The sequence below is a fragment of the Pseudaminobacter soli (ex Li et al. 2025) genome, assembly GCF_029892515.1.
GTDB lineage: Bacteria > Pseudomonadota > Alphaproteobacteria > Rhizobiales > Rhizobiaceae > Pseudaminobacter > Pseudaminobacter soli_A.
Window position 1 is genome coordinate 115893 of the sequence record NZ_JARXVF010000006.1, and the last position, 23966, is coordinate 139858.

Consider the following 23966-nt stretch of genomic DNA (forward strand, 5'->3'; position numbering starts at 1 on the left):
TCATGCGCTGGCGCTTTCTCCTCGTTATTGCCGGACTTGCCTGCGCGGCAGTGATGGTGCGTGCGGGCGCGGCCTTGTTCAGGCCAGACTGGTCCGCGGACGACCTAAAACACATCCAATCGCTGTCGCTTGCAAATTTACCGGCGCTGCGCCCGGATCCATCCAATCGTGTTTCGGATGATCCCGCAGCCGCGGCCTTTGGCAAAGCGCTGTTCTTCGATACGCGGCTCAGCGCAAATGGTGCCATCGCTTGCGCCTCGTGTCACAAGCCGGACCGGCAGTTCCAGGACGATCTGCCGGTTGGGCACGGCATGGCAGATGGCACGCGGCGCACGATGCCGATCGCCGGAACAGCCTATTATCCATTCCTGTTCTGGGACGGGCGCAAGGACAGCCAGTGGTCGCAGGCGCTCGGGCCGCTCGAAAATCCGGTCGAGCATGGTGCCGACCGAACGATGGTCGTTCGGCTGATCGCCACTGCATACAAGGCGCAGTATGAAAGAATCTTTGGTCCCCTGCCGAACCTGGACGGTCTGCCAGAACATGCCATGCCAAGCGGTCCTGCCGAGTCCGTAGCGGCCTGGAACAATGTCACCCTGCAACAACAGCAAGGGCTCAATCTCGCCTATGCCAACATTGGCAAGGCGATCGCTGCCTTCGAGCGCACGATTGCACCGCAGCCGACACGTTTCGACGCTTATGCGGTCGCGTTGGCGACCGGCAAGCAGAAGCTGGCCAACGACCTTTTCAGCGAGAAGGAACGCGAGGGCCTAAAGCTGTTCATCGGGCAGGGCAACTGCGTCACCTGCCACAACGGCCCGTTGCTCACAGACAATGCTTTCCATAACGTTGGCCTGCCTGGCGGCGACGCCACCCTTGACAGCGGCCGAAGCACATCGGTTGCCGAACTGCAGGCGGATCCGTTCAACTGCCTTGGCCCGTTCAGCGATGCCGAGCAATCAGCCTGCAAGGAGCTCAAGTTCATGGAGACGGCAAGCCCGGATCTGGTTGGCGCGTTCCGCTCACCTTCGCTGCGAGGAGCCGCGTTGCGGGCTCCGTTCACCCATGCCGGCCAGTTCGCAACACTCCATGATTTGCTGGCTCACTATAACAAAGCACCAGCAGCTGAATTTGGGAGGAGCGAACTCAAACTGCTGGGGCTGTCGGATCAGGAGTTGGAGAACCTCGAGGCGTTTCTTCGGACCCTTAACCCGGAAACCGAAGAGAGCAAACTATGATCGAGGCAGCTGGGGCATGCCATTTACACACCTTTACATGGGCGCGATTGCCTGCCCCGGAGATTATGTCCTAACCAGCGACAAGGATTAGGAGATAATCAGCATCATGCAAAAGTTCATTGTCGCCGCCGCACTTTTTGCCGCGAGCATCACAGGCGCCAAGGCTGCCGACGTGGTCGTTCAGGAGCCGGTCGCCGCGTATGATTGGTCGGGTGTCTATGTTGGCGCCAACATTGGCTGGTCGCAATTGAAGAGCGATTGGCACGACATCAATGACGATTGGGGTGGCGACACGTACAAGGCTGGCTCGGATGGTATCCTGTTGGGCGGCGTGCTGGGCTACAATGTCCAGCTGACCAACAACGTGGTTCTCGGCATCGAAGGCGACCTGGCCTACACCTCGACCAAGCGCAGCTTCGATGCTCCGGGTTATGGCAACGTCGAGCTCGTGAACAACATGGACGTATTCGGGACGTTGCGCGGGCGCGTAGGCTACGCAATGGACCGTTTCATGCCCTACCTGACGGGCGGCCTTGCGGTGGCGCACTTCAAGCACCAGTGGACCGAGGACAACGATCCGACCGACAGCTGGCCGAATTTTGGTGGCACCAAGGCGGGCTGGGCTCTCGGTGGCGGCTTCGAATACGCGTTTGCCGACAACTGGACGGCCAAGGCGGAATATCTCCATGCCAATTTCGGCAACGTGACGTCGATGAACGAGGATGGCTTCCGGATGAAGGTTGACCGCTCGGTCAACACGGTCCGCTTCGGCATCAACTACAAGTTCTGATCTGCACTATGCAGTGACTTTTGGCCCCGGCGAAAGCCGGGGCTTATACACTACGAGGCCGGGACATGATGATGTTCCGGCCTCAAGTGTTATGTGCAACACCGCGAATGACAGCGCGGAAAGCGGTTGATCCATATCGAGCCCTGAACTTCCGTTCTGATCATCATCCTCAACGCCAGAACGCGCGATCACAACGCGACGGCGCTTGACCACTAACACCGTTGCTTTTCTGTCAGGCAATCAGGCCTGCTAAGCGTCTTGCCGAACCAAGAGCGAGCGTCCATCCGAGCATGCCGTGTCCTGCATTGATGTAGAGACCGCGCATTCTGCGGGAGGGAGCTATGATTGGTTGGGAGGATGGCGTCATGGGGCGTTCGCCAGACCAACGCACTCCTTCGGACGGGCGATCAAAGCAGGCGGGCAGCACGGCGCTGGCGGTTTCCTGCAGGACGCCGAAGCGACCCGCATCGAATCCCGCACCGGGCTGCTCGATGTCGGCAAGCCCGGCAACGCGCAACCGTTCGCCGATCGTTGCAAAGGCGATCTTGCGCTTCACATCCGTCAGGCTGACGCGCGGCGCTCCTTCTTTCCAAGGCACGGTCAGGGAGTAGTCGCGCACGGGTTGGATTTTACCTGCTTCAGGCAGATCAGCGACCAGGGTGTGGGTCAGCGATCCCGCTGTGACGACTGCGGCATCGACAACGAGCGGATCGCAGTCGGCGAACCGCACCGCCGAAAGCCGGCCTTCCCGCTGATCGAAACCGGCCACCTTCCGCCCAAAGCATGTCGAGACCGGGAACGTGGCCACCATGAACTCTGTCAGATGACGGCAAAAGGCGGCGGCGTCGCCTAGCGCATCGCCGGGTGTGTAAACGGCGCCCGCGATTTCTCCCTGATAGCTCTTCAGGGCCGGCTCAACTTCTTCGGCTTCCCGACGCGACAGGAGACGTTGATCGAAGCCAAGCTGCCGCTTGCGCGCAACGGTCGGCCGGGCTGCGGCAAGGCTTTTGGTATCAGGATAAAGATGCAGCTTGCCGGCGACACGATAGTCGAAGGCTATTTGCGTCTCTGACAGCAGCTTCACCATCTCATGGCGTGATTCATCGGCCAGTCGCAGAATCTCGCGTGTATTGTTCCACCAGCGCCGGGCGGGCGTGTTCGCCATGAAGCGCAATCCCCAGATCAGGAAATCGGGATCGAGCCTCCAACGGACCCGGAAAGCCGGATCGCGACCGGCCATGATGGCGGGCAGATGCCTGAAAAGAGCCGGCGAGGCCATTGCGTCGCCATAGGCCCAGGAGAGCTGGGCTGCATTGCCGGCGCTTGCTCCGCAACCCGGCTGAGGGGCCGCGTCGATCAGGACCACCTGATGATTGGCGCGAGCCAGCAGATATGCCGATGCGACCCCAACAACACCTGCTCCGATGACCGCAATCCGCATGGCCCTAGTCCCTTGCGCCGCAGAGAACGGCGGTCAGTTCGATTTCCACGGGTACGCCCCTTGGTAATGACGCCACTCCGATGGCGACCCGAGCATGCGACCAGGTCTCGGGAAATATCTCGCGCAGAAGCTCGGACGCACCATCCACCACCGACCCATGCTGCGTGAAGCCCGGGATGGCCGCGACATATCCCGCGAGCCGTACGAACCCTTGCACCTGGTCGAGCCGGCCCGCGATGCGTTCCAATTGCGCCAGCGCATTGAGAAGCGCCCAGCGTGCACACTCGCGCCCTGCCTCCAGGGAAACGTCCGCACCCAGATGGCCTGTTCTCAGGACAGCCTTGTTCTTGATCGGCACCTGCCCGGACACGGTTACGATATCGCCGCTTCGGATCGCGCCGACGAATGCGCCGGGAGGGACGGCAGCTTCCGGCAAGGCAAGGCCAAGGGCAGCAATGCGCTCCCGCACAATGCAGGGCCCCCTTGGCGCGGTCATCTCGCGAGCAGTCCTTGCACAGCGTTCCACGAAGTCGCGCAGGATTGCCTTGTCGAATTCGGTCAGGCGATACTCGGGATGCCATTGCACTCCCAGGCAGAAGCAGCTCGTGTCGCCTTCAAAGGCCTCGATGACACCATCCCGCGCCCGAGCCGCGACACGAAATCGTCCGCTCCCGGTGAGCGCATGCCGATGCAGACTGTTCACCTCGATCTCGCTCCCGCCAAGAACACGGGCAAGACCGCTGGAGGCCTCGACAGTAATGGTGTGGGCCAGGCGGCTGGGAACGGCACCTGGCATGTGTTCAACCGGCTCCCCGACAGGCTTTGGCAGGCTGGTGACGAACGTTCCCCCCAGCCATTCGCCGATCAGCTGCATTCCATGGCAAATGCCGAGCAGTGGCTTTCCCGATTCCAGCGTCTGCCGGACAAGCGCGAGTTCGAATTCGCGCCGTTCCGGCGTGGCTTCCAACCCAGGTGTGGTGCCCGTGATCATGACGCCGTCAGCAAGTTCAAGCGCGGTGGCAATTTCAAGCTTTTCATACGGCAGTATCAGTGCAGTGCCACCGGCCTCGCTTATGGCTTCGGCGTAATTCGCCCGGACGACATATTCCCGTTCCGTCCAGCCGTCGGCGGATCGTCTGAAGTCAGGCGTCATCAAGATGACGGGTCGGCGGCCCTGCTGCCGACACGCCGCACGGCGGTCATGCGTTGAAGTCGTCATTGTCTTGTCTCGTGATTGGGAATTAGCCAACAGCAGGAGCGAGCCGCCGGGAGAGAAGCGAGAACGGCCAAGCGATGAAAAAGTAGCAAAGCCCCACCGCTAGATAGATCTGGAGCGGCAGGAAATACTCCGTCGCCATGGCTCGGCCGGTCAGCACCAGTTCATTCACCGTGATGAGCGAGGCGAGCGAAGAATCCTTGAGCAGCGAGACGAAGGTGACGATGAGCGGGGCGATGATGATGCGCACAACTTGCGGCAACACGATCAGAGTAAAACTCTGAAAGGGCGTGAAGCCGACCGCGAGTGCTGCCTCGCGCTGTCCCTTCGGGATCGCCATCAGGCCTGCGCGAAACAGTTCCGCGACCTGCGCTGCAAAGGCAAATGCGAGCCCCAGAACCGCCCCGGTAAAGGCATCGAAGGTTATGCCGATACCCGGCAGGCCGAAATAGAGCAGGAACAAGATGGCCAGGAGCGGTACGCCGCGAACCACCGAGACATAAACCGTTACGAAATGGCTTAGCGCTCGCGACGGCGCATTTCTGCAAAGTGCCAGTAAAAGCCCGAACACGAGCGAGAGGGCAAAGGCACTGACCGAAAGAAGGGCAGTCGTTCCCATGGCTTTGACGAGAAGCGGAAGCCATTCCTTGCCGTACTCGAAATAGGGCTCGATGAAATCGCTCATGCCTTCAGCCTCCCGTAGCGGCTTTCGAGGAAGCGGATCGCCTGCATCAACGGCAGGCCGAGGAGAAGATAGAGGCCTGCGACCGTCACATAGATCAGCGTGGTCTGGAACGAGGACGTCACCATGGATCGTGCGTAGAACATGATTTCCGGCGCCGCGATGGCGGAGACGATGGACGTGTCCTTGAGCAGCTGGACCGCATAATTGCCGAGCGATGGAAGCGCGATGCGCAGTGCCTGCGGTGTCAGGATCTCGAAAATGGTCTGGAAAGGAGTGAAGCCAACCGCCAGCGCCGCTTCGCGCTGGCCGTTCGGTAGTGCCGCGAAGCCTGACCGGAACAGGTCGCAGGTGACCGCGCCACCGATCAGCCCGAGACCGAGGATCGCTGCGGCGATTGCCGACAGCCTGAAGCCGATGCTCGCAAGCCCGAAATAGAGGATGAAGAGGTGGGTGAGTGCGGGAATGTTGCGCATGATCTCGCAATAGGCGTCGATCAGGAAATGGATCGCGCGCAGCCTGCCGAACTGGCGCAGAAGCGCGAGGCCGAAGCCGAGAGCGACACCGAGCACAAGCGATGCCAGCGTGACCAGAACGGTGACGCCCACCCCGCCGAGAAACCCTTCCAGCACCATGATGAAAGTCGATAATCCGGACATGGTGCGGGTCCTCAGTGCCGGATCTGTTTCAGGAAAGCCTGAGTTCTCGCCTCACGAGGGGAGAGTATCAAGTCCCGTGCCGGCCCCTGCTCGACGATGGTTCCTCCGTCGAGGAACATCACCCGGTCGGCGATGTCGCGGGCAAAGGCGATCTCGTGGGTGACGATCAGCATGGTGCGCCCTTCGGCAGCCAGCTCCTCCATCACCTTCAGCACTTCATGCACCAGTTCCGGATCGAGCGCTGAGGTGGGCTCATCGAACAGCATCAGTTTCGGTTTTTGCGCCAAAGCTCGGGCAATCGCCACGCGCTGCTGCTGACCGCCGGAAAGCTCCAGCGGCGAAGCATCGGCGCGGTGGGTCATGTGGACCTTGGCCAGCATTTCCAGTGCCAGTTCCTGTGCTTCCCTTGCCGAAAGCCCGCGCACCTTACGGGCGGCGATCGCGACATTCTCCGTCACCGAAAGATGGGGCCAAAGATTGAACAGCTGGAACACCATGCCCATTTCGGCGCGCTGCGGCGCGAGTTGGCGGTCGCTCATCTGTCGTCCGAGGCTAACGCCGATCCGTTCGCCATCGAGATGAATTTCGCCCGCGCTCGGCTTTTCGAGGAAGTTCAGGCAGCGCAGACAAGTGGATTTTCCCGAACCCGAGGGACCGATCAGCGCGATTTTCTCGCCTGCGGCCACCTCGAAATCGATCCCTTTCAAAACCTCCACCAGCCCATAACTCTTGCGCAGGCCCGTCACGCTCAGGAGCGGGTTCATTGCATTCCCCATTTTGTTTTTGATTAAGGTGACACGGGGCAGAGACCGTGGCGGCTTCTGCCCCGGATCGAACCATCAGCCGCCGGTCTTGCAGGACGGCAATTTGTAGTCGGCCGGGCGATCGACGCCGGCGCGGAAGTTCTCGCCAGCGGGCGTGTACCAGACATCGGCGGACAGGCCGTAGCGCCCGCCGATCTCCTTCATCTCACAGCCCTTCCACATCTCGCCGATTATGGCGTCCACCTTCTGGCGCAGATCGTCGTTCTTCTTGTTGAAGCCATAGACGACCTGGCCGAGACCGGTGAGCAGGGGGAAATCCGAATTGTTGTCGGTGAAGGCGAGGAAATGCATGTCCCACTGCGGGTTTTGCTTGATCGCGTAGGACACGACCGGAGGATCACCGATCACGGCGTCGATGCGACCTGCTATCAGGTCGCGCACGGCGGCATCGGAGGTGTCATAGAGAGAAAGCTCCAACCCTTTGATCTTCTTGAGCTCCGGCACGAAGGAGAAGCCGGTGATGGTTCCGACCTTCTTGCCCTCGAGATCGGAGAGCTTGTCCCAATTCGTCTTCGACGACTGCATGATGCCGTTCTTGAAGTAATGGATCGGCTCGGAAAGCGTCATGATCTTGGTGCGCTTTTCAGTCCAGCCCATGGTGCCGAGCATAACGTCGACGCGGCCCGATTCCACGGAAGCGATGGTGCCCGACCATTCCATCAACGCCGGCTGGATCTTGAGCCCAAGTCTGTCGGCGATCTTCTGCATGATCTCGCCGTCGTAGCCGATCATCTTGCCGTCCTGCCAGCCGGATCCGGGCATATCGCCGGTGAATGCGACGGTCAGCTTACCCTGCTCGACCAGTTCGAAAGCCCTCGCAGAGGGCGAAAATAACGAAAAGCTCCCACTTGCCAGTAGCGCGCACACCACCAGCCTTCTCGAAAGAGAAAGTGCCATTTGTTCGATCCTTGAAGTTATTGTTCCCCTATCCGGTGGCTTTTTGGTTCCGGATACTGTGTTTAACGGAGATCAGTCTGACATTGAGGAAGGGTGTTGAATTGTAAAAAACAGACTTTTTCTTTGAAAATTGACCCAACCATTCTATCGTGAATTGGGAGGGTCGCCATGGTCACTGGTAGCGGTATATCGGGCGCGCAGGCCGATGCGGATTACGTTGGCTGGCTCGACAGCCTTTGGGCGGAAAGGTTGCTTTCAGCGCGCGACCACAAGCCGGATCTCTCCATCGGCATCCTCCTATGGCCGACCTTTCCGATGATGTCGCTGACGGGCGTGGTGGAACCTTTGCGCCATGCGGCCGACTTCGCCGACAATTCTCGCCCGCTCCACTGCCGCTGGTCGATCATGGGCAAGCCCGGGTTTGCCGCGGTCGCAAGCTGCGGCATCCGCGTGCAGGCGGACGCGCCCTACATCAACCCGACCGACTTCGACTATGTCGTCGCGATCGGCGGCCTCCTGCCACAGTTGCGAACCGCACCAGCCTCGCACCGTGACTATATCCGCGTCGCCGCCGCCGCGGGCGTCACCGTCATCGGTGTCTGCACTGGCGCCTTCGCTTTGGCGCAGGAAGGACTGCTCGCTGGTCGAAAGGCCGCGATCCACCCTTTCCATGCGGAAGACTTTCGCATTGCCTTTCCCCGCCAGGCTTTGTCGGTCCGCGACGATTTCCTGATCGAGAATGGCAGGATCACCGTGCCGGGCGGCATTTCCATCCTGTCGCTGATGACCGAACTCATCCGCAATCATTGCGGACCGGATCGGGCGGCCAAGGCCGTTCATCAGCTTTCATTGACCGAACAGAAAGCCCTGAGCGTCTTCGATCACGAGCGCGCCCATTCGTACCGCCACGCCGTCGACACGCGCATCCAGCGCACCATTGTGCTGATCGAAAGCCGCAAAGGCCGCGATATGTCACCAGAACAGGCTGCCGCCACTGTCGGCCTCTCGCCACGCCAGTTCACACGCCTGTTCCAAAAACACGTTGGAATGACTCCCAAACGCTTCATTCTGGAAACTCGACTTCGCTACGCACTTTTTCTCGTGGAGAACAGCACCCTGCCCATCACCGCGATCGCGCTCGAAACCGGCTTCTCCGATTCAGCGCATTTGGCGACGGCATTCCGGCAGAAGTATCAAAGCTCGCCAAGCGAGTTCCGATACCGGTGCAGGTAGGCACTCAATCAAATCAGTTTGACCTGAAGAGCACCGCCATAAGCCAACCGTGGCAGGTCTTTGTGTGGGGTATCGAGGTGTAGAGGGGAATGGGCCTCTAGCGTGCGTCTCCCCCCAAGGGGATCTCACGTCTTGCGCAACTGCCTGATGTACCAAGCCATGATCAGCGAGAGGCTGACGAACACGGCTGCGGCGAGAATAACGGAAGCGACGGCAAGGCGCGGTGTGCCGGCCGAGCGCAGGCTCAGCCACATCAGTACCGGTAGCGTCTGGGTGTCGCGTGTCGTCAGGAAGAGCGCCATGACGAATTCGTTCAGCGATATCACGAAGGCAAACAGGGCCGATGAAATAATGCCCGTCGATACAGATGGCAGGACGATCTCGAAGAAGGTTTGCACCGGCCGGCCGCCGAGATCGTAGGAAGCCTCGACGATACGGTGATCGACGGTGCGGAAGGTTGCCTCCATCAGCATGAATACCAGCGGCATCGCCCAGAGCGAGTGGGCGAGCATGACGAGCTGGCGGGAGCCATAGACGTTGACGCCGAACAGCGAGACATCGCCGAACGCCATTGCAACACCGAGCCCCAGCACCACGCCAGGCATGAACAGCGGCAGCATGATCAGCAGGTAGACGAGCGACTTGCAGGCGAAGTTGAAACGCTCGAAGGCCCAGGCCGCCATCACGCCGGCTGTCGTTGATATGACCGTCGTGCCAAGCGCGATGATGACGCTGCTTTTCAGCGCGTCGACCCATTGGGGACTGCCGAAGAAGTCATAGTACCATTTCAGCGACCATGCCTTGATTGGAAACCGGACCGCGGCGGCATCGTTGAACGACATTGCGAGCGTGACCAGCACCGGGATCGCAATGTAGGCAACGATGAAGATGGTGAAACCGAGTGCCAGGATGCGCAGGACGGTTGCATCTATTCGCGTCCGCGCTGCGGGTGCGGTGGTGGCGTCCGTCGAAAGAGAGTGAGCATCAGCCATTGAGCGCGGTCCGCTTCGAAGTCAGCATGCGGATGACTACCATCACGACGGCGACCCCCATCGTCAGCACAATCGAGAAGGCAGCGGCGCGGGGCCAATTGTGCTTGCCGAGCATCTGCTCCTGAATGAGGTAACCGATTGTCCAGAGCGTATCCGGGCCCAGTGCCGAGGGGGTGGCGTAAGTTCCAATCGCCCAGATGAAGGATTGCGCGAAGGCCGCAGCGACACCGCCCTTGGTCAGCGGTAGCAGTACCTCGTAGAAGGTCCGCACCGGCGCAGCGCCGAGATCCGCGCTTGCTTCTAGCACCTTCTTGTCGATGCCGTCGAAGATCGACAGAAGGATGAAGATAACGTAGCTCAAGCCGACAAAGGCAGCGAACTCGGTATACATCAGGCTGATCTTGTCGGTGATCAGTCCCGATGAGGTAAGCGCGTAGCTGAGCAGGCCGTTTTTCGGAAAGAACATCCACCAGCCAAAGATGATCGAGATTTCCGAAATCAGCAGCGGGCAGAGCGCCAGCGCGATGAAGAGCAGGCGCCATCGCTTGGGCTTCAGCCACACCAGCATCGCGAAGACATAGCCGATGGTGACGGTGACGATTGAGGAGATCAGCGCCAGCCGCATCGTCGTCCAGAGCGCGCTGCTGAAGGTCGGGTCCGTCAGCATTGCTGCGTAGTTATCGAACGTAAAGCCGGGCACATAGAACCGCTGGTCGATATGCTCGTTGAAGCTCATGCGCGTCATGAAGACGATCGGCAGGCCGAAAAAGGCGAGCGCGATCGACAGTGCGGGCGCCATCAGAAGCCAGGGCGTGAGCCGCATGCGCCATCGCGGCGCCCGCCTGGCACCGTCCTGGACCTCCATTTCTGAAACGGCTCGGACGTTCATTGGTAGGCCATCATGTCTGCGGTCTGCCAGCCAATGTCGATGAGATCACCAGCTGCGTGTGCGACTGCGCCAGGATGATCGACAAACAGCTCCACTTTTCCAGCCTTGAAATGGTAGCGGTGCACGTCACCCAGGAACTCGGTGAAATCCAGCCGTGCCCTGAGGCCATTTTCCATATCGGTCCGATCCAGATGCATCCGGCTCGGCCTGATATAGATACGCCAGGCCCCGTCATTCAGCCGACGGGCGAGCCGAAGATCGATCGGCGCCCCATTGCTGTCGACAGCCGCACCAGCGGAAATCTGCGTGCGCAGACAACAGCTTTCGCCGATGAAGGTATAGACGAATTCATTAGCCGGCTCGCCGAACACCTTTTCGGGGCGATCGATCTGCTCGATCCGGCCGCTCCGCATCACTGCGACGCGGCTCGACATCGCCATCGCTTCGCTCTGGTCGTGGGTCACGTAGATGGCGCTGAAGCCGATCTCGTCATGCAGCCGCTTGATCTCGGCACGCAATTGCAGCCGAAGCGACAGGTCCAGCGCCGAGAGCGGTTCGTCGAAGAGCAGAATGGTGGGGCGAACGACCATGGAACGTGCAAGCGCTACACGCTGCTTCTGTCCACCCGACAGTTGCGCCGGGTATCGCTCCTCGTAGCCGGAGAGCCGTACGACTTCGAGCGCCTGCTTTACACGCGGTGGGATATCGGCCTTGGCGACACCGCGCATCCGCAATCCATAGGCCACGTTTTCGGCCACGGTCTTGTGGGGAAACAGCGCTCCGCTCTGGAAGATCGTCGTGGTATCCCGCTGATAGGCGGGAAGGTGGTCGACGCGGTTGCCGTTGATGCGGATGGAGCCGGAATCCGGTTGCTCGAAACCGCCGATCAGCCGCAGGGTCGAGGTCTTGCCCGAGCCGGAGGGTCCAAGCAGAGTGACGAACTCTCCACGCCTGACGTCGATGGAGACATTGTCCACCGCGACGACACCGCCGAAGGCGCGCCTGACGCCGTCGAGTTCCAGTGCATTCGTGTCTGCCAAAACAGTCAACTCCGCATTCGCGTGACGCGGAGCGCCAAACATGACGCTCCGCAAGAGCCTAGGACCGGCTCTGGACTCAGCCTTCGGTCGTTTTGGTGATGGTTTCCTTCATGCGGACGCTGTAGGCATCCCAGTTCGGGCCGAACTTGTCCCAGCCATCGATGCCGAACAGCTTGTAGGTGTTGCGGAGCGCCTCCTCGGTGCGCGGATAGCTCTGCCAATGCGCAGGTGCCTCCAGGCCCTGAAGCGACATGAAGTCGGTCGAGGCATTGAGGAAGTTCTGCTGGGTTTCCTTCTCGAGCAGGTAGCTCATGAAGAGGTCGCTCAGCTCAGAATGCTTGGTGCCGCGCACCTTCATGAACCAGTTCGTATAGGATGCGGTGCCTTCCTGCGGGATCGCCGCTTCGAAGTCGTCGCCATATTCCTTGATGAAGCCATAGGCGTCGGCGGAATACATCATCGCCACCGTTGCTTCTTCCTGTGTCATGAGGTTGGTGAGCTCGGCGCCATCCTTGTACCATTTGGCGACCTTGAGTTTGTCCAGTTCCTTGAACAGCAGCTCGACCTCGTCAGGCGTGCCGAACACCTCGTCAATGCCCGGCTTGCTGGAAGAGAGAAGTGCCGGAATGCAAAGATCCCAGTAGAATGCCGAGGCATCGAGCGTCGCCTTGCCCATGGCCCTCTCGTCCCAGAAACCCTTCCAGCTATCCGGCTTCAGGCCACTCGCCTTTGAGGTCAGCATCCATAGCGAGCCGGTGCCGAATGGAACGCCATAATCCTTGGCGGGTCCGCGCAGTTCGTCGAACCAAGGATAGACATTAGCATTGCCCGGTATCTTCGACCGATCGATCTTGGTGAAGACGTTCTGGGCCATGCCGGTCGCGGTCGTGTATTCGTCAGCGATCGTTAGGTCGAACGGGGGATTGTCGGCCGGTGCGGCGACGATCTGGGCGATCATCTGGTCCCAGCCACCGACAGTCTCGACCTTCGTTCCGTACTTTTCATTGAAAGGCTTGACCACCGTCTCGCGGAAGCTGAGCTCGTGATTGCCCGACCAGGACACGACGATCAGTCCTTCTCCCGCAAATGACGCCTGCGCGGATGCGACGGTCGCACGCCCCAGGATTGCGGGCATGCCGATTGCCGCACCCAGCGCGAGCTTCATCGCGTCACGACGCGTAATGCCAGTCTGAATTCCTTCGGAAGCCATAAGATTCCCTCCCCTTTGTTCAAGATGGGGCCTGCGGCTTTTACCGCTCATGCCCCGCTCACCCGTTGAATTTCCTCACTCGGCACGCGCCCTCGAAAGCGCTTGGATTGGTCGTCGGTAGTCGAGGGCAAGCGCCTCGGCGCGTGGCTACAAGGCCGCGCCGACTTTCAGTCCTTCATAGACCGCCTCCTCCGCGGTGCGCGGAGCCAAGCTGTCTCCGATGATGTGAAGCTCAGGCACCTGGTCGATCAGCATGGCGCTCAGGTCATCCTCAGGCTCGTGTCCGAGACAGAGCACCAGTGTATTGATGTTCTCGAACAGAATTGGCTGTTCGCTGACCGAATGCTGCATGTAGACCGTACCGCTATCGCAGCCATAGAGACGCGCATAGGGCGTGATGCCGACCCCGCTTTTGTGGAGCTCTGCAGCAATGTTGTCGCGGACATATAGCGGAAGCAGTTCGCCGGGATGCGTCCCGTTCACCGCAAGTTCCACGCTACAGCCGTCATTGACGAGCATTTCGGCAATGCCGGGCCCGATCCAATCGCAGCGCCAGTCGGCGACGACCACGCGGCTGCCGGTTTTCACCTGCTTTCTCAGCAACTGCCAGGCATCTACGATTTGGACACTGCCATCCTGGGTTATTTCCGGAAGATACGGCTTGGCGCCGGTCGCAAGCACCACAGCGTCCGGCTTCTCGGTGTCGACGAGTGCATGGTCGACACGCACGCCCTTGATCACGCGCACCTGGGCCAATTCGAGTTCGCGCGACAGGTTGGTGATGATACCACCGAATTCGGCGCGGCGCGGCAGTTGTTGGGCCAGTTGCGCCTGCCCACCAAGTTGGCTGGACGCTTCGTAGAGCGTGACTTGGTGACCTCTGACCGCGGCGATTGCCGCAGCCTTCATGCCCGCCGGACCGCCACCGACTACCATGACTTTCTTCGAGCGCGCGGCGGGTGTCAGCGTTCCGAACCTCAGCTCGCGGCCCGTTTCCGGATGCTGGATGCAGGAGATCGGGAAACCGCGGTGAAAATGCCCGATGCAGGCCTGGTTGCAGGCGATGCATGCGCGGATGTCATCGGTCCGCCCCTCCTCTGCCTTGGTCGGCATTTCCGGATCGCAGATCAGAGCCCGCGTCATGCCGCAGACATCGGCAGCACCCTCCGCCAAAACCGTCTCGGCTTCATGCGGCTGGTTGATGCGTCCGGCAACGAACACCGGAATATTCAATGCGCGGCGGAACTGGAACGCATCATTCGCCAGATAGGCATTTTTATAGGCCATGGGCGCCGCGATATGTACGGCGCCGCCGAGCGATGCCGACGTTCCGGCAGTGACGTTCACATAGTCGAGCAGAGGCTCGAGGTGGCGACAACTCTCAAGCGCCTCATCCGACGTCAAGCCATGCTCGTCGCGCTCGCCGCCGCTGATGCGCATGCCGATGACGAAATCCTCCGACGTCGCCGCCCGGATAGCCTTCAGTGCCTCGACCGCGAAACGCAACCGGTTTTCCACCGACCCGCCGTAGTCGTCGGCCCGGCGATTGACGCGCGGATTGAAGAACTGGGCCGGCAGATAGCCGTGGCTTGCCACAAACTCCACGCCATCCAGTCCGGCCTGGTGCATGCGACGCGCCGCCTCGCCGTAGCCGGCGACGATCTCGTCGATCATTCGCTTGTCAAGCTGGCGCGGCATGACGCGAAAGCGTTCGTTCGGCGATACGGACGGCGCATAGGCTACCGTCAGCAGGCCGTCTCCGCCTTCCATGATTTCCCGGCCCGGGTGGAAGAGCTGCGAGAAGACCACACAGCCATGTGCATGACAGATGTCAGCCAGTTTGCGATAGCCTTCGATGCAATCGTCATCCGTGGCCATCAGCATGTGCGAGGTGTAGCGCGCCGTCTCGTGGACGCCCGCCACCTGGCTGACGATGAGGCCGACCCCGCCGCGCGCACGCGCCTCGTGGTAGGCGATCAGCGCATCGTTGACCAAGCCGTCCGTCGGCAAAGTCGTATCATGCCCGGTGGACATGATGCGGTTCTTCAGTCGCACGCCGCGGATCTGCAGTGGCTGGAACAGGTTTGGAAATGCGGTGGTCGCCATAGACATCAGCAAGCGCCTGTTGGTCTTCGGTTCAAATGCCTTCAGGCCTTGATCTCGCGTGTCCGCCAATCGACGGGATCGAGAGCGTAGAAGACGGTCGCGCCTTCGCCCTCGTAGGCCAGTGCGGTTCCCTTCGGCACCCAGAGCACGTCGCCCGGCACGGTGTCGAAAACCTGCTCGCCAACCCGCAGACGGAATTTGCCCTCGAGCGTGACGATCAGTTCGTCATAGAGAACGGTCCAGGAGATGGAACAATTGTCGAAGCGCGCAATGCCGGCGCCCATGGTTTTGCTGAGTTCGGGGCCGACCAGGCGGGAGATCGTCGCGCGCGCTGGGTCGTCTCCGTAAGCCTCGAAAGCCCGATCGGACTTCTTGAAATGCACAACGTTGGTCATTCGGCTTCCTCCCGTCCCGAACCATCAAAGTGGACCCCTCATTATTTTGTCCGAAGTAAAAATGCGAGCGATTTTTTTAGTCATCCCAAAATCGGTTGCTAATTTTGAGTTTCCGGAGGAGCCTTGGTCGGGCGGTGAAAAGTGGATTTTCCCGCCTCCTCTCTTGCGAAGTGGTCCCCGATCAGCAACAAGAACCGACAGCACATCAAGGCCGGCCATCAGCCCGGAGCGATATCGAAAGTGACCATATCCGCTAAGGACCAACCGGAACCTGAACTGGAAACCGAAGCCGCTGGCGAGGATCTGGTTCTAGGCGAGCGGATTCGCGGCCTGCGCAAACGACGGAAGTTGACGCTCGCCCAATTGGCGGAAGCCTGCAACCTCTCGATCGGCTACATAAGCCAGATCGAGCGCAATCTCGCCTATCCATCCATCCCGGCCCTTGTGAGCATCGCAAAGAGCCTTGGCGTGACTGTGCAATGGTTCTTCGCCGGCGCGTCACCGGTGCCTCAGGATGAACACGGCTATGTCGTGCGGCGCGGCAACCGCCTGAATCTCCAGTATGAACATGGCATCATCGACGAGCTTGTGACGCCGAAGATGAGCCTGCAGGTGGAGATGATCTATTCCCGCCTGCCACCGGGTACGGAGAGCGCCGAAAGCTATACGCATGACGGCGATGGTGTCGGCTTCGTCGTCTCGGGCGAGCTCGAGATGTGGGTCGGCGAGCGCCACTTTCATCTCTATGAAGGCGACAGTTGCTCCTATTCCTCAGGCGAGCCACATCGCTACCGCAATCCCGGCTCGCGCGAAGCGATAATCATTTGGGCTATAAGCCCACCGAGTTTCTGACCGAAGATACTGCCGGGACGGCTCCCCCGGCTAAACCCCTTAGTGTGCGGGCATCAGCCGGACGCTGTGGTCACCGTTTATCGCGACAAGCTGCGAGGGCGGCGGCAGGCTGTAGACGTCGTGTTTGCCGAATTCCTTCGGATAGAAGTCGTAGCCCGCAGGCGGCGGGGGTGCACTCGCTTGGTTGACCAGGCTCGTGCCGGCAAGCTCGGCAAAGGGGTCGGGGATCGCGCCGATCAGCCGCCGTGTATAGGGATGCGTCGGATTGTCAAAGATGCTGTTCCACGGCCCCGTCTCGACGATCTGGCCGAAATACATCACCGCCACGCGGTCGCTCATGTGCTCGACCACGCTGAGGTCGTGACTGATCATAATGTAGGAGAGTTCCAACCGCTCCTTCAGTTCCAGCAACAGATTGATGATCTGCGCGCGGATCGACACGTCGAGCGCCGAGACCGGCTCGTCCAGCACCACCACCTTCGGATTGAGCACCAGCGCGCGGGCAATGCCGATACGCTGGCGCTGGCCACCGGAAAATTCGTGCGGAAAGCGCCTGGCCTGGTCGGGCTTGAGGCCTACCAGGCGCATCATCTCCTCCACGCGCTGTTCCACCTCGCTAGCCTCGATGCCGTGCAGGTGTAGCGGTGCTGCCAGCGAAGTGAACACGGTCTGGCGCGGATTGAGCGAGGCATAGGGGTCTTGGAACACGATCTGCGCCATGCGCGCCCGCTCCAGGCGCGATGGCTGCGCCTCGCCGGTGATCGGCCTGCCCTCGAAACAGATCGTACCGGAGGTCGGCGCCTGCAGGCCGACTATGGACAGCGCCAGCGTGGACTTGCCGCAGCCCGACTCACCCACCACCGACAGGCACTCGCCCTTCTGAAGCGTCAGGCTGACATTGTTGACCGCCCGAAGCAGCTTGCGTGAATGGCTGAACACGCCGCTCTGCACCGGGAAATGAACGCTGAGGTCTTCGACCCGCAGCAGCGGTTCCGGACGATCATTCATGGTGGAAGCACCTCACGAAGCCATCATTGCCGAGATCGACCTCCGCCGGTTTCTGGTTCACGCAAATGGCGGTGGCATGCCCGCAGCGCGGCTCGAAACGGCAGCCGGCCGGAAAATCGGCGATGGACGGCACCACGCCCTCGATTTCCTGCAGGCGTTTGCGCCCATGGCTTCCCCGCGAGCCGAGGCGCGGCAGAGAGCTGAGCAACCCCTTGGTGTAGGGATGCGCAGGGGTGCGGAACACATCTGCCACAGGCCGCTCCTCGGCCATGTGCCCGGCATACATGACGCCGACCCGCCGGCACATCTTGGCGATCACGCCGAGGTCGTGGCTGATCATCAGCACGGCCGTGCCGCGTGCGTCGCAAAGCTCCTGCATCAACTTCAGGATCTCGGCCTGCACTGTGACGTCGAGTGCCGTGGTTGGTTCGTCGGCGATCAGAAGGTCCGGATTGCAGGCGAGCGCGATGGCGATCATGACGCGCTGGCGCATGCCGCCCGACATCTGGTGCGGGTAGTTCTTCACCCGCTGGTCGGGCGCCGGCACTTGCACGCTCGCCAGCGCCTCGACGGCCTTCTTCTCAGCCTCGTGCCAGGTCGCGCCCTGATGCAGCACGAACATTTCCGCGATCTGCCTCCCCACCGGCGAGAGCGGATTGAGCGCGGTCATCGGCTCCTGGAAGATCATGGCGATGCGATTGCCCATGAGCCTGCGCATCTCGCGCGCCGAGAGCTCCAGCAGGTCCTGGCCCTTGAAGCAGATCGAACCGCCGGAAATGGCAAGCGGCCGCTTGAGCAGGCCGATCATGGCAAGCGCCGTAATGCTCTTGCCGCAGCCGGATTCGCCGACCAGCCCGAATGTTTCGCCCCGGCCGATTGAGAAGGAGACGTTCTCAACCGCGTTATGCCGGCTGCCGCCGGCGACGATGTCGATACGGAGGTCCTTCACCTCCAGAAGTGTGTCCGTCCCGCTCATGCCTTACGCGTCCTCATATGCGGGTCGAGCCAGTCACGCAGGCCGTCGCCGAAAAGATTGAGCCCAAGAACGGTGAGGAAGATGGCGATGCCGGGGAAGATCGCCGCCCAGGGCGCGATGACGATGAGCTCGCGCGCGTCGGTCAGCATATTGCCCCAGCTCGGCTGCGGCGGGCGAATGCCGAGGCCAAGATAGGAAAGTGCTGCTTCCGCCAGGATCGCGTCACCCATGCCGAGCGTGGCGATGACCAGCACAGGGCCGATCATGTTGGGCAGGATCTGGGTCGCCATGATGCGGCCGTCGCCATAGCCCAGCGTCTTGGCCGCCTGCACGTAGCCCTGGCTCTTCAAGGACAGCGTCGAGCTGCGGGCGATGCGGCAGGTCCAGGACCAGTTGGTCAGGCCGAGCGCAATGAGCAGGCTGGCGAGGCCGGGGCCGAGAATAGCCATGATCGCCAGGGCGAAGATCAGCGAGGGGATGGAGAGCATCAGATTGGTCAGGCCGTTGACCAGATCGTCCCACCAGCCGCCGAAATAGCCGGCCGAAATGCCAAGCGCGAGGCCGATCATGGTGTTGATCATCTGCGAGCCGATGCCGACGGTGAGCGACACCTGCGCGCCGTAAAGGATGCGCGTGAACACGTCGCGCCCTTGCGAATCGGTGCCGAACCAGAACTGTCCGTCAGGCGGCAGTTCGGCATTCATCAGGTCGGCATCCATGATCGGGTTGAAATGCGCCAGCCACGGCGCGAGGATCGCCGCGCCGATGATGAGGACACAGAGCACGCCGCCTATCACGAGGTTCAGTCTCAAGCCCATAGCACTCACCCGTGGCTGATGCGCGGGTCGATGACCGCGTAGAGGACATCGACCACCGTGTTGACGAGGAGGAAGCACAGCACCAGCACCAGGATGCTGCCCTGCACCACAGGAATGTCGCGCAAGCTCACGCTGTCGATCAGCAACGAGCCCAGTCCCGGCCACGAAAACAGCTTTTCCACCACCACCGCCTGACCCATCATCGAGCCGAACTGCAGGCCGATGGTGGTGATGACCAGCACCAGCGCGTTGCGCACCAGGTGCCACTTCACGAGCCTGAAGCTGTTCATGCCCTTGGAGCGGGCGGTGCGGATGAAGTCGGCGCTCATCACCTCCAGCACCGCCGCCCGCGTGGTGCGCGCAAGCAGCGCCAGCGGCGCGACACCCAATGTCAGCGCCGGAAGGATAATATTGCGCAGGCCCCCGTCGCCATAGCCGAAGCTCGGCAGCCAGCCGAGCGTCATGGCAAACAGATACATCGCCAAAAGGCCGAGCCAGAACTGCGGCAGCGACAGCCCCGATATCGCGCCCACCATGGTAAGGCTGTCAAGGATGCTGCCCGGCTTGAGCGCGGCGATGAAGCCCAGCGGCACCCCGATCATGACCGCGATGCACATGGCCGCGAAGGCTAGCTTGAGCGTCGGCCACAAGCGCTCGCCGATCATATCGACCACCGGCTGGCGGGTGCGGAAGGACGTGCCGAGGTCGAAATGGGCAAGCTGCCAGATATAGTCGCCGAAGCGCACATAGACCGGCCGGTCCAGGCCGAACTCCTGCTTGATTTTCTCAACCACCTTGGGGTCGCTGGTGCCACGGCCGTCGGCAAACATGCTGGAAGCGATGCTGCCGGGCACGATGCTGAAAATGACGAATATCAGCAGCGCCACCGCGACTATGGTCGGGATCATCTGCAGAAGGCGGCGCAGGACGAAACGTAGCACCGGTATGTTCTCCCCACCTGCGATGCAGCGGGCGGGCGTCCGGCGGTGAACCGGAAAGCCCTGGCCGTGCATCGGGGTTTCATGGACGCCGGCGGCGCCCTGATCGGCCGCGCCCCGAGGAGGCGCTACCGCGCGAGGCAGCGAAAGCCGGCAAACGATCTTGCCGGCTCCGCCATTTCAGCCGGGCCTACCGGGTCGGCGCGGTGTCATCGACCCAGAGCTTTTCGTAGGACTGGATCGCCATCTCCATGGCGTTGGGCTGCACGCCATGCAGCCAGGGCTGATAGGCCATGACCGCCTTGTTGTAGTTGAAGAACCAAACTGGCGCCTCTTCCTGCAGCAGGTTGTTGGCCTTGCGCAGCAGGTCGTTCTTCTCGTCTTCGGTCGCGGCCTGACGGGCCGCGTCGATCAGCTTGTCGTAGTCCGGATTGTTGAACTTCGTGTAGTTGCAAGAGGCCTGCGGCGTCTTGGAATAGAAGCAGCGAAGCGCGGTGAGCGAATCCGGCCCGCTTTCCTGCGACCACATATAGGCCTGGAAATCGCCCCCCGGCACCGCTTCGGACAGAACCGAGCTTTCCACCGGCTTGGCTTTCACCTTGATGCCGACCTTGTCGAGCATCGGGATGATGGCTTCGACGATGGTCAGGCCCCAGCTTTCGTTCTGGGTGGCCGTCAGCTCGAACTCGAAGCCGTCCGGATAGCCAGCCTCGGCCAGGAGCGCCTTGGCCTTCTCCGGGTCGTACGGATAGGGCTTGGCGTCCTTGTCATAGGCAGGCGACGACACCGGCAGCCAGCCGGAGGCGCGATAGGCCTTGTCCTTGGCCAGCCGCTTGATGATCAGGTCGGAATCGATCGCATAGTTGATCGCCTGGCGCACCCGCTTATCCTGGAACGGCTTGAAGTCGGGGTTGAAGCCGACCGTGCGCGTATAGACTTCGGCCACCTCCATGATGTTCTTCGCCAGTTCCGGATCGGACTTGTAGGCGACATATTGCGCGGGCCCGAGAACGGAAACGTCGACTTCCTTGTTGCGGAAGGCCACGTCGCGCGCCGAGGCGTCGCCCATGATCATGATGTTGATCTTGTCGGCGTAGGGCTTGCCCTTGTCGTAATATTTGTCGTTCTTCACGACGGTAAGGCGCGAACCCGGCACATATTCAGAGAATTTGTAGGGCCCGAGGCCCACCGGATGGGTGAAGAAGTCCGGCTTCTCCGCCGCGCCGGCCGGATAGATGGCGGTGTAGTTGGGCATGAGCTGATAGCCCGGATCGATCGGAGCGGTCAGCGTGATCGCCAGGGTGAAATCGTCGATTTTCTTGAGGCCGGAAATATCCTTGGCCTTGCCTTCGTTATATTCGGTCGCGCCCTTGATGTTGCTGATGTACTGCGCTGCCGGGTAGCCCTTACCCGGATCCATGATGCGGGTGTAGCTGTAGATGATGTCGTCGGCCGTCATCTGCTTGCCGTCGTGGAAATAGGCATCCTGACGCAGCTTGTAGGTGTAGGTCAGCTTGTCGTCCGAAACCGAAACGTCGGTTGCCAGTCCCAGCACGGGCTTGCTCTCGTTGGCGTCCCAATCGTAGAGCGAGCGGTGGATGGCCTTGGCCCAGAACTCGTCCTGAACCTGGGCGGAGGCGTGGATATCAAGCGACGAGAAGCTGGAGCCATAGGGCGCGACGAAGTTGATGGCGCCGCCGGGACGTGGCTCATCGGCCGTCGCGAAGGACGCGGCCCCGGCAAGCAGAGACGCCGCAAGCGTCGAGATTATTGCAAGTTTCTTGATCATGTTCCCTCCTTTGTTTTCTTCACGCGGGCAGCTTCTGCTGGCGCGCGATCCTCTCGTCCCATGCTGCGCATCGTTCTCCCTTCGATGCCCAGCAATCCGTGCGGCCCTTTCGGCCCTGTCGCTATTGTCTTTCGAAAACCACCTCGCCGCCGCGTAGCGTCATCACGCACTGCGTATCGTTCAATATCTCTTCCGGCTTCGCCGTCAGCATGTTGCGCGAGAACACGGCGATGTCGGCCGCCTGCCCCGGCACCAGCTTGCCCTTCACATGCTCCAGCTTCTGCGAGAAGGCGCCATATTCGGTATAGACCTGCAGTGCCTCCTCCATGGAGACGCGCTCGCGCGCGTCCATCACCGTGCCCTTCCAGGTCTCGCGCGTCACCATGCTGAAGATGTTTGGGAACGGATTGGGATGGCAGACAGGCGAGTCGCTGCCCGTGGCTGGCTTGAAGCCGAGCTCTTTCCAGGTGCTGAGCGGATAGCTCGACAGCGCCCTCTCCTCGCCCAGCACCGAGAGGTAGGCGTCGCCGAAATCGTAGATGAATACCTGTTGCGGGCAGGGATAGATGCCCGCCTTCTGCATGCGCCTATGCTGCTCGTCAGTGGAAAAGCCGCAATGCTCGATACGGTGGCGACGGTCGGGATCTGGCATCGCCGCCAGCGCCTTCTCGTAGGCGGTGATGAGCTGGCCGATTGCCGCGTCGCCGATGGCGTGGCAGGCAAGCTGGTAGCCCTTCGCATGGGCATCCATAACCAACTCTTCCAGATGCTCATCGGTGAGGATCTGCACGCCCGTCGTCCCGTCATCGCCAAGATAGGGCTTGCTCATCCAGGCGGTACGGCCGCCGGCCGAACCGTCCAGGAATATCTTCACCGCGCCGACCTTCAGCATGTCGTCGCCGACGCCGGACACCAGCCCCGCCTCGTAGCATTGCGGCACGATCGACGTGCCCGGATCGCCCAGCAGCACCAGCCATGTGCGCACCGGCAACCGGCCATTCAGCTTGGCGAGATTATAGGCCCTGATCTCGTCGAAGCCGCCGACATGGCCGACCGCCGCATCCATGACGCTGGTGATGCCATAGGACAGCAGCATGTTACCGGCCGCCTCGATGGCGTCGATCATCTGTTCGGTGGTGGGCTGCGGGATCGCCTTGCGGATCAGCCCTTGCGCGTTTTCGGCAACCATGCCGGTCAGCACGCCATTCTTCTGCTCGATCAGCCCGCCTTCGGGCACCGGTGTGCTCTCGTTGACGCCGGCAAGTTCGAAAGCCGGCGTATTGAAGATGGAAACATGGCCGCAGGCGCGTACTAGCATGACCGGATGGTCGGGCGCGGCCGCGTCCAGTTCCGATTTGTGTGGGTGGCGGCCGATGTCGAGCTTGGTCTGGTCATAGCCACGTGCAAGGATCCAGCTCCCGGGCGGAACCGAGGCCGCCTGTTCCTTGATCTGCCGTAGCAGGCTGTCCAGTGTCGGTGCCTTCTGCGGCGTGGCGTCGAGCCAGCCAAGCGTCAAGCCGACTGAGATGAGATGCAAATGCGCATCGTTGAGGCCCGGCGTAGCGAACCTGCCGCCGAGATCGATCAGGCGGGTGTCGCCGCCCTTGAATTTGAGGATTTCATCCTTCGATCCGGCGGCAAGCACCTTGCCCTGCCAGATCGCCAGTGCCTCGACCACGCCCTCGTCGTAGCCGCACCAGATTGTGCCATTGTGCAGAATCGTATCGGCCTGCAAAAACTGCCCTGCTGACATTCAGCAGTCCCCTCCCTGAGCTCACGCCGCGTCAGGAGGCAGCCTTCCATCATAACAACATGCAATCAAGTGGTTGAATTGCCCAAACCACACGAAAAATTTTTTGCGATGATAGCCTTCATCAAAGACGAGTGTTTTGAGATCGCCCGATTTCCTGGCGATCGGGCAGGCCTCAAGCGCCGTCGGCAACACGTCCGACGCCCTCGCTGAATCCATCGTG

Annotated in this window: 23 protein-coding genes; 4 read left to right on the top strand and 19 right to left on the bottom strand. The window is 61.1% G+C overall.

Features of this window, described 5'->3' with window-relative positions:
• Positions 1-2 precede the first annotated feature (2 nt).
• On the top strand, positions 3-1238 hold the full coding sequence (locus M2281_RS22050) for a cytochrome-c peroxidase (protein ID WP_280823332.1): 1236 nt from the start codon (positions 3-5) through the stop codon (positions 1236-1238).
• A gap of 106 nt (positions 1239-1344) precedes the next feature.
• Complete coding sequence (locus M2281_RS22055; RefSeq protein ID WP_280823333.1) at positions 1345-2028, top strand: outer membrane protein; 684 nt, start codon at positions 1345-1347, stop codon at positions 2026-2028.
• Between the two features lie 232 nt (positions 2029-2260).
• Here M2281_RS22055 and M2281_RS22060 read toward each other — a convergent pair whose 3' ends face one another.
• The 6 genes from M2281_RS22060 to M2281_RS22085 all read right to left on the bottom strand — a co-directional run bounded on the left by M2281_RS22060 (position 2261) and on the right by M2281_RS22085 (position 7747).
• Positions 2261-3469, bottom strand: coding sequence for an FAD-dependent oxidoreductase (locus M2281_RS22060; RefSeq protein ID WP_280823334.1), 1209 nt, complete (start codon positions 3467-3469; stop codon positions 2261-2263).
• Between the two features lie 4 nt (positions 3470-3473).
• Positions 3474-4688: an Atu1372/SO_1960 family protein gene (locus M2281_RS22065; RefSeq protein ID WP_280823335.1), complete on the bottom strand. Its 1215-nt coding sequence runs from the start codon at positions 4686-4688 to the stop codon at positions 3474-3476.
• A 22-nt stretch (positions 4689-4710) separates the two neighbouring features.
• On the bottom strand, positions 4711-5370 hold the full coding sequence (locus tag M2281_RS22070) for an amino acid ABC transporter permease (RefSeq protein ID WP_280823336.1): 660 nt from the start codon (positions 5368-5370) through the stop codon (positions 4711-4713).
• A complete protein-coding gene (locus M2281_RS22075; RefSeq protein WP_280823337.1) occupies positions 5367-6026 on the bottom strand; it encodes an amino acid ABC transporter permease in 660 nt (219 codons plus the stop codon). The genes M2281_RS22070 and M2281_RS22075 overlap by 4 nt, the downstream gene beginning before the upstream one ends.
• Positions 6027-6037: 11 nt before the next feature.
• Positions 6038-6790, bottom strand: a complete 753-nt coding sequence (locus tag M2281_RS22080; RefSeq protein ID WP_280823338.1) for an amino acid ABC transporter ATP-binding protein — start codon at positions 6788-6790, stop codon at positions 6038-6040.
• A 75-nt stretch (positions 6791-6865) separates the two neighbouring features.
• Entirely contained in the window at positions 6866-7747 is an 882-nt protein-coding gene (locus M2281_RS22085; RefSeq protein WP_280823339.1) for an ABC transporter substrate-binding protein, read from the bottom strand.
• A gap of 168 nt (positions 7748-7915) precedes the next feature.
• Between M2281_RS22085 and M2281_RS22090 the strand changes: the two genes are divergently transcribed.
• Complete coding sequence (locus tag M2281_RS22090; protein WP_280823340.1) at positions 7916-8980, top strand: GlxA family transcriptional regulator; 1065 nt, start codon at positions 7916-7918, stop codon at positions 8978-8980.
• A gap of 125 nt (positions 8981-9105) precedes the next feature.
• Here M2281_RS22090 and M2281_RS22095 read toward each other — a convergent pair whose 3' ends face one another.
• The 6 genes from M2281_RS22095 to M2281_RS22120 all read right to left on the bottom strand — a co-directional run bounded on the left by M2281_RS22095 (position 9106) and on the right by M2281_RS22120 (position 15612).
• Positions 9106-9972, bottom strand: a complete 867-nt coding sequence (locus tag M2281_RS22095; RefSeq protein ID WP_280823341.1) for an ABC transporter permease — start codon at positions 9970-9972, stop codon at positions 9106-9108.
• Positions 9965-10861 (bottom strand): ABC transporter permease, encoded by an 897-nt coding sequence (locus M2281_RS22100; RefSeq protein WP_280823342.1) that lies wholly within the window; start codon positions 10859-10861, stop codon positions 9965-9967. The genes M2281_RS22095 and M2281_RS22100 overlap by 8 nt, the downstream gene beginning before the upstream one ends.
• Complete coding sequence (locus tag M2281_RS22105; protein WP_280823343.1) at positions 10858-11901, bottom strand: ABC transporter ATP-binding protein; 1044 nt, start codon at positions 11899-11901, stop codon at positions 10858-10860. Before M2281_RS22105 ends, M2281_RS22100 begins: the two co-directional genes overlap by 4 nt.
• 76 nt (positions 11902-11977) lie before the next feature.
• Entirely contained in the window at positions 11978-13111 is a 1134-nt protein-coding gene (locus M2281_RS22110; protein WP_280823344.1) for an ABC transporter substrate-binding protein, read from the bottom strand.
• 147 nt (positions 13112-13258) lie between these two features.
• Complete coding sequence (locus M2281_RS22115) at positions 13259-15223, bottom strand: FAD-dependent oxidoreductase (protein WP_280823345.1); 1965 nt, start codon at positions 15221-15223, stop codon at positions 13259-13261.
• A gap of 35 nt (positions 15224-15258) precedes the next feature.
• Positions 15259-15612 carry a cupin domain-containing protein gene (locus M2281_RS22120; protein WP_280823346.1) on the bottom strand — a complete coding sequence of 118 codons (354 nt, stop codon included), beginning with the start codon at positions 15610-15612 and terminating at the stop codon, positions 15259-15261.
• A gap of 240 nt (positions 15613-15852) precedes the next feature.
• Here M2281_RS22120 and M2281_RS22125 point away from each other — a divergent pair, with 240 nt between their 5' ends.
• Positions 15853-16464 carry a helix-turn-helix domain-containing protein gene (locus M2281_RS22125; RefSeq protein ID WP_280823347.1) on the top strand — a complete coding sequence of 204 codons (612 nt, stop codon included), beginning with the start codon at positions 15853-15855 and terminating at the stop codon, positions 16462-16464.
• Between the two features lie 39 nt (positions 16465-16503).
• Here the strand turns inward: M2281_RS22125 and M2281_RS22130 are convergent, their stop codons facing one another.
• From M2281_RS22130 to M2281_RS22160, 7 genes are all read right to left on the bottom strand, one after another.
• The gene (locus tag M2281_RS22130) at positions 16504-17472 is read right to left on the bottom strand and encodes an ATP-binding cassette domain-containing protein (protein WP_280823348.1); all 969 of its coding nucleotides are present in this window, start codon (positions 17470-17472) and stop codon (positions 16504-16506) included.
• Positions 17465-18448 (bottom strand): ABC transporter ATP-binding protein, encoded by a 984-nt coding sequence (locus tag M2281_RS22135; protein WP_280823349.1) that lies wholly within the window; start codon positions 18446-18448, stop codon positions 17465-17467. Before M2281_RS22135 ends, M2281_RS22130 begins: the two co-directional genes overlap by 8 nt.
• The gene (locus M2281_RS22140) at positions 18445-19266 is read right to left on the bottom strand and encodes an ABC transporter permease (protein WP_280823350.1); all 822 of its coding nucleotides are present in this window, start codon (positions 19264-19266) and stop codon (positions 18445-18447) included. Before M2281_RS22140 ends, M2281_RS22135 begins: the two co-directional genes overlap by 4 nt.
• Before the next feature lie 5 nt (positions 19267-19271).
• Positions 19272-20207, bottom strand: coding sequence for an ABC transporter permease (locus tag M2281_RS22145; RefSeq protein WP_280823351.1), 936 nt, complete (start codon positions 20205-20207; stop codon positions 19272-19274).
• A 187-nt stretch (positions 20208-20394) separates the two neighbouring features.
• Positions 20395-21993 (bottom strand): ABC transporter substrate-binding protein, encoded by a 1599-nt coding sequence (locus tag M2281_RS22150; protein WP_280823352.1) that lies wholly within the window; start codon positions 21991-21993, stop codon positions 20395-20397.
• 121 nt (positions 21994-22114) lie between these two features.
• Positions 22115-23746: an amidohydrolase gene (locus M2281_RS22155; protein WP_280823353.1), complete on the bottom strand. Its 1632-nt coding sequence runs from the start codon at positions 23744-23746 to the stop codon at positions 22115-22117.
• Positions 23747-23767: 21 nt separating this feature from the next.
• Positions 23768-23962 (bottom strand): hypothetical protein, encoded by a 195-nt coding sequence (locus M2281_RS22160; protein ID WP_280823354.1) that lies wholly within the window; start codon positions 23960-23962, stop codon positions 23768-23770.
• Between the last annotated feature and the right edge of the window lie 4 nt (positions 23963-23966).

What these genes read in the sequence shown, in the direction of transcription:
- M2281_RS22075 (WP_280823337.1), bottom strand. Translation starts at nt 6,026, where the DNA reads ATGTCCGGATTATCGACTTTCATCATGGTGCTGGAAGGGTTTCTCGGC.
- M2281_RS22065 (WP_280823335.1), bottom strand. Translation starts at nt 4,688, where the DNA reads ATGACGACTTCAACGCATGACCGCCGTGCGGCGTGTCGGCAGCAGGGC.
- M2281_RS22080 (WP_280823338.1), bottom strand. Translation starts at nt 6,790, where the DNA reads ATGAACCCGCTCCTGAGCGTGACGGGCCTGCGCAAGAGTTATGGGCTG.
- M2281_RS22155 (WP_280823353.1), bottom strand. Translation starts at nt 23,746, where the DNA reads ATGTCAGCAGGGCAGTTTTTGCAGGCCGATACGATTCTGCACAATGGC.
- M2281_RS22120 (WP_280823346.1), bottom strand. Translation starts at nt 15,612, where the DNA reads ATGACCAACGTTGTGCATTTCAAGAAGTCCGATCGGGCTTTCGAGGCT.
- M2281_RS22055 (WP_280823333.1), top strand. Translation starts at nt 1,345, where the DNA reads ATGCAAAAGTTCATTGTCGCCGCCGCACTTTTTGCCGCGAGCATCACA.
- M2281_RS22095 (WP_280823341.1), bottom strand. Translation starts at nt 9,972, where the DNA reads ATGGCTGATGCTCACTCTCTTTCGACGGACGCCACCACCGCACCCGCA.
- M2281_RS22150 (WP_280823352.1), bottom strand. Translation starts at nt 21,993, where the DNA reads ATGATCAAGAAACTTGCAATAATCTCGACGCTTGCGGCGTCTCTGCTT.
- M2281_RS22100 (WP_280823342.1), bottom strand. Translation starts at nt 10,861, where the DNA reads ATGAACGTCCGAGCCGTTTCAGAAATGGAGGTCCAGGACGGTGCCAGG.
- M2281_RS22160 (WP_280823354.1), bottom strand. Translation starts at nt 23,962, where the DNA reads ATGGATTCAGCGAGGGCGTCGGACGTGTTGCCGACGGCGCTTGAGGCC.
- M2281_RS22135 (WP_280823349.1), bottom strand. Translation starts at nt 18,448, where the DNA reads ATGAGCGGGACGGACACACTTCTGGAGGTGAAGGACCTCCGTATCGAC.
- M2281_RS22130 (WP_280823348.1), bottom strand. Translation starts at nt 17,472, where the DNA reads ATGAATGATCGTCCGGAACCGCTGCTGCGGGTCGAAGACCTCAGCGTT.
- M2281_RS22110 (WP_280823344.1), bottom strand. Translation starts at nt 13,111, where the DNA reads ATGGCTTCCGAAGGAATTCAGACTGGCATTACGCGTCGTGACGCGATG.
- M2281_RS22140 (WP_280823350.1), bottom strand. Translation starts at nt 19,266, where the DNA reads ATGGGCTTGAGACTGAACCTCGTGATAGGCGGCGTGCTCTGTGTCCTC.
- M2281_RS22050 (WP_280823332.1), top strand. Translation starts at nt 3, where the DNA reads ATGCGCTGGCGCTTTCTCCTCGTTATTGCCGGACTTGCCTGCGCGGCA.
- M2281_RS22115 (WP_280823345.1), bottom strand. Translation starts at nt 15,223, where the DNA reads ATGTCTATGGCGACCACCGCATTTCCAAACCTGTTCCAGCCACTGCAG.
- M2281_RS22085 (WP_280823339.1), bottom strand. Translation starts at nt 7,747, where the DNA reads ATGGCACTTTCTCTTTCGAGAAGGCTGGTGGTGTGCGCGCTACTGGCA.
- M2281_RS22060 (WP_280823334.1), bottom strand. Translation starts at nt 3,469, where the DNA reads ATGCGGATTGCGGTCATCGGAGCAGGTGTTGTTGGGGTCGCATCGGCA.
- M2281_RS22070 (WP_280823336.1), bottom strand. Translation starts at nt 5,370, where the DNA reads ATGAGCGATTTCATCGAGCCCTATTTCGAGTACGGCAAGGAATGGCTT.
- M2281_RS22090 (WP_280823340.1), top strand. Translation starts at nt 7,916, where the DNA reads ATGGTCACTGGTAGCGGTATATCGGGCGCGCAGGCCGATGCGGATTAC.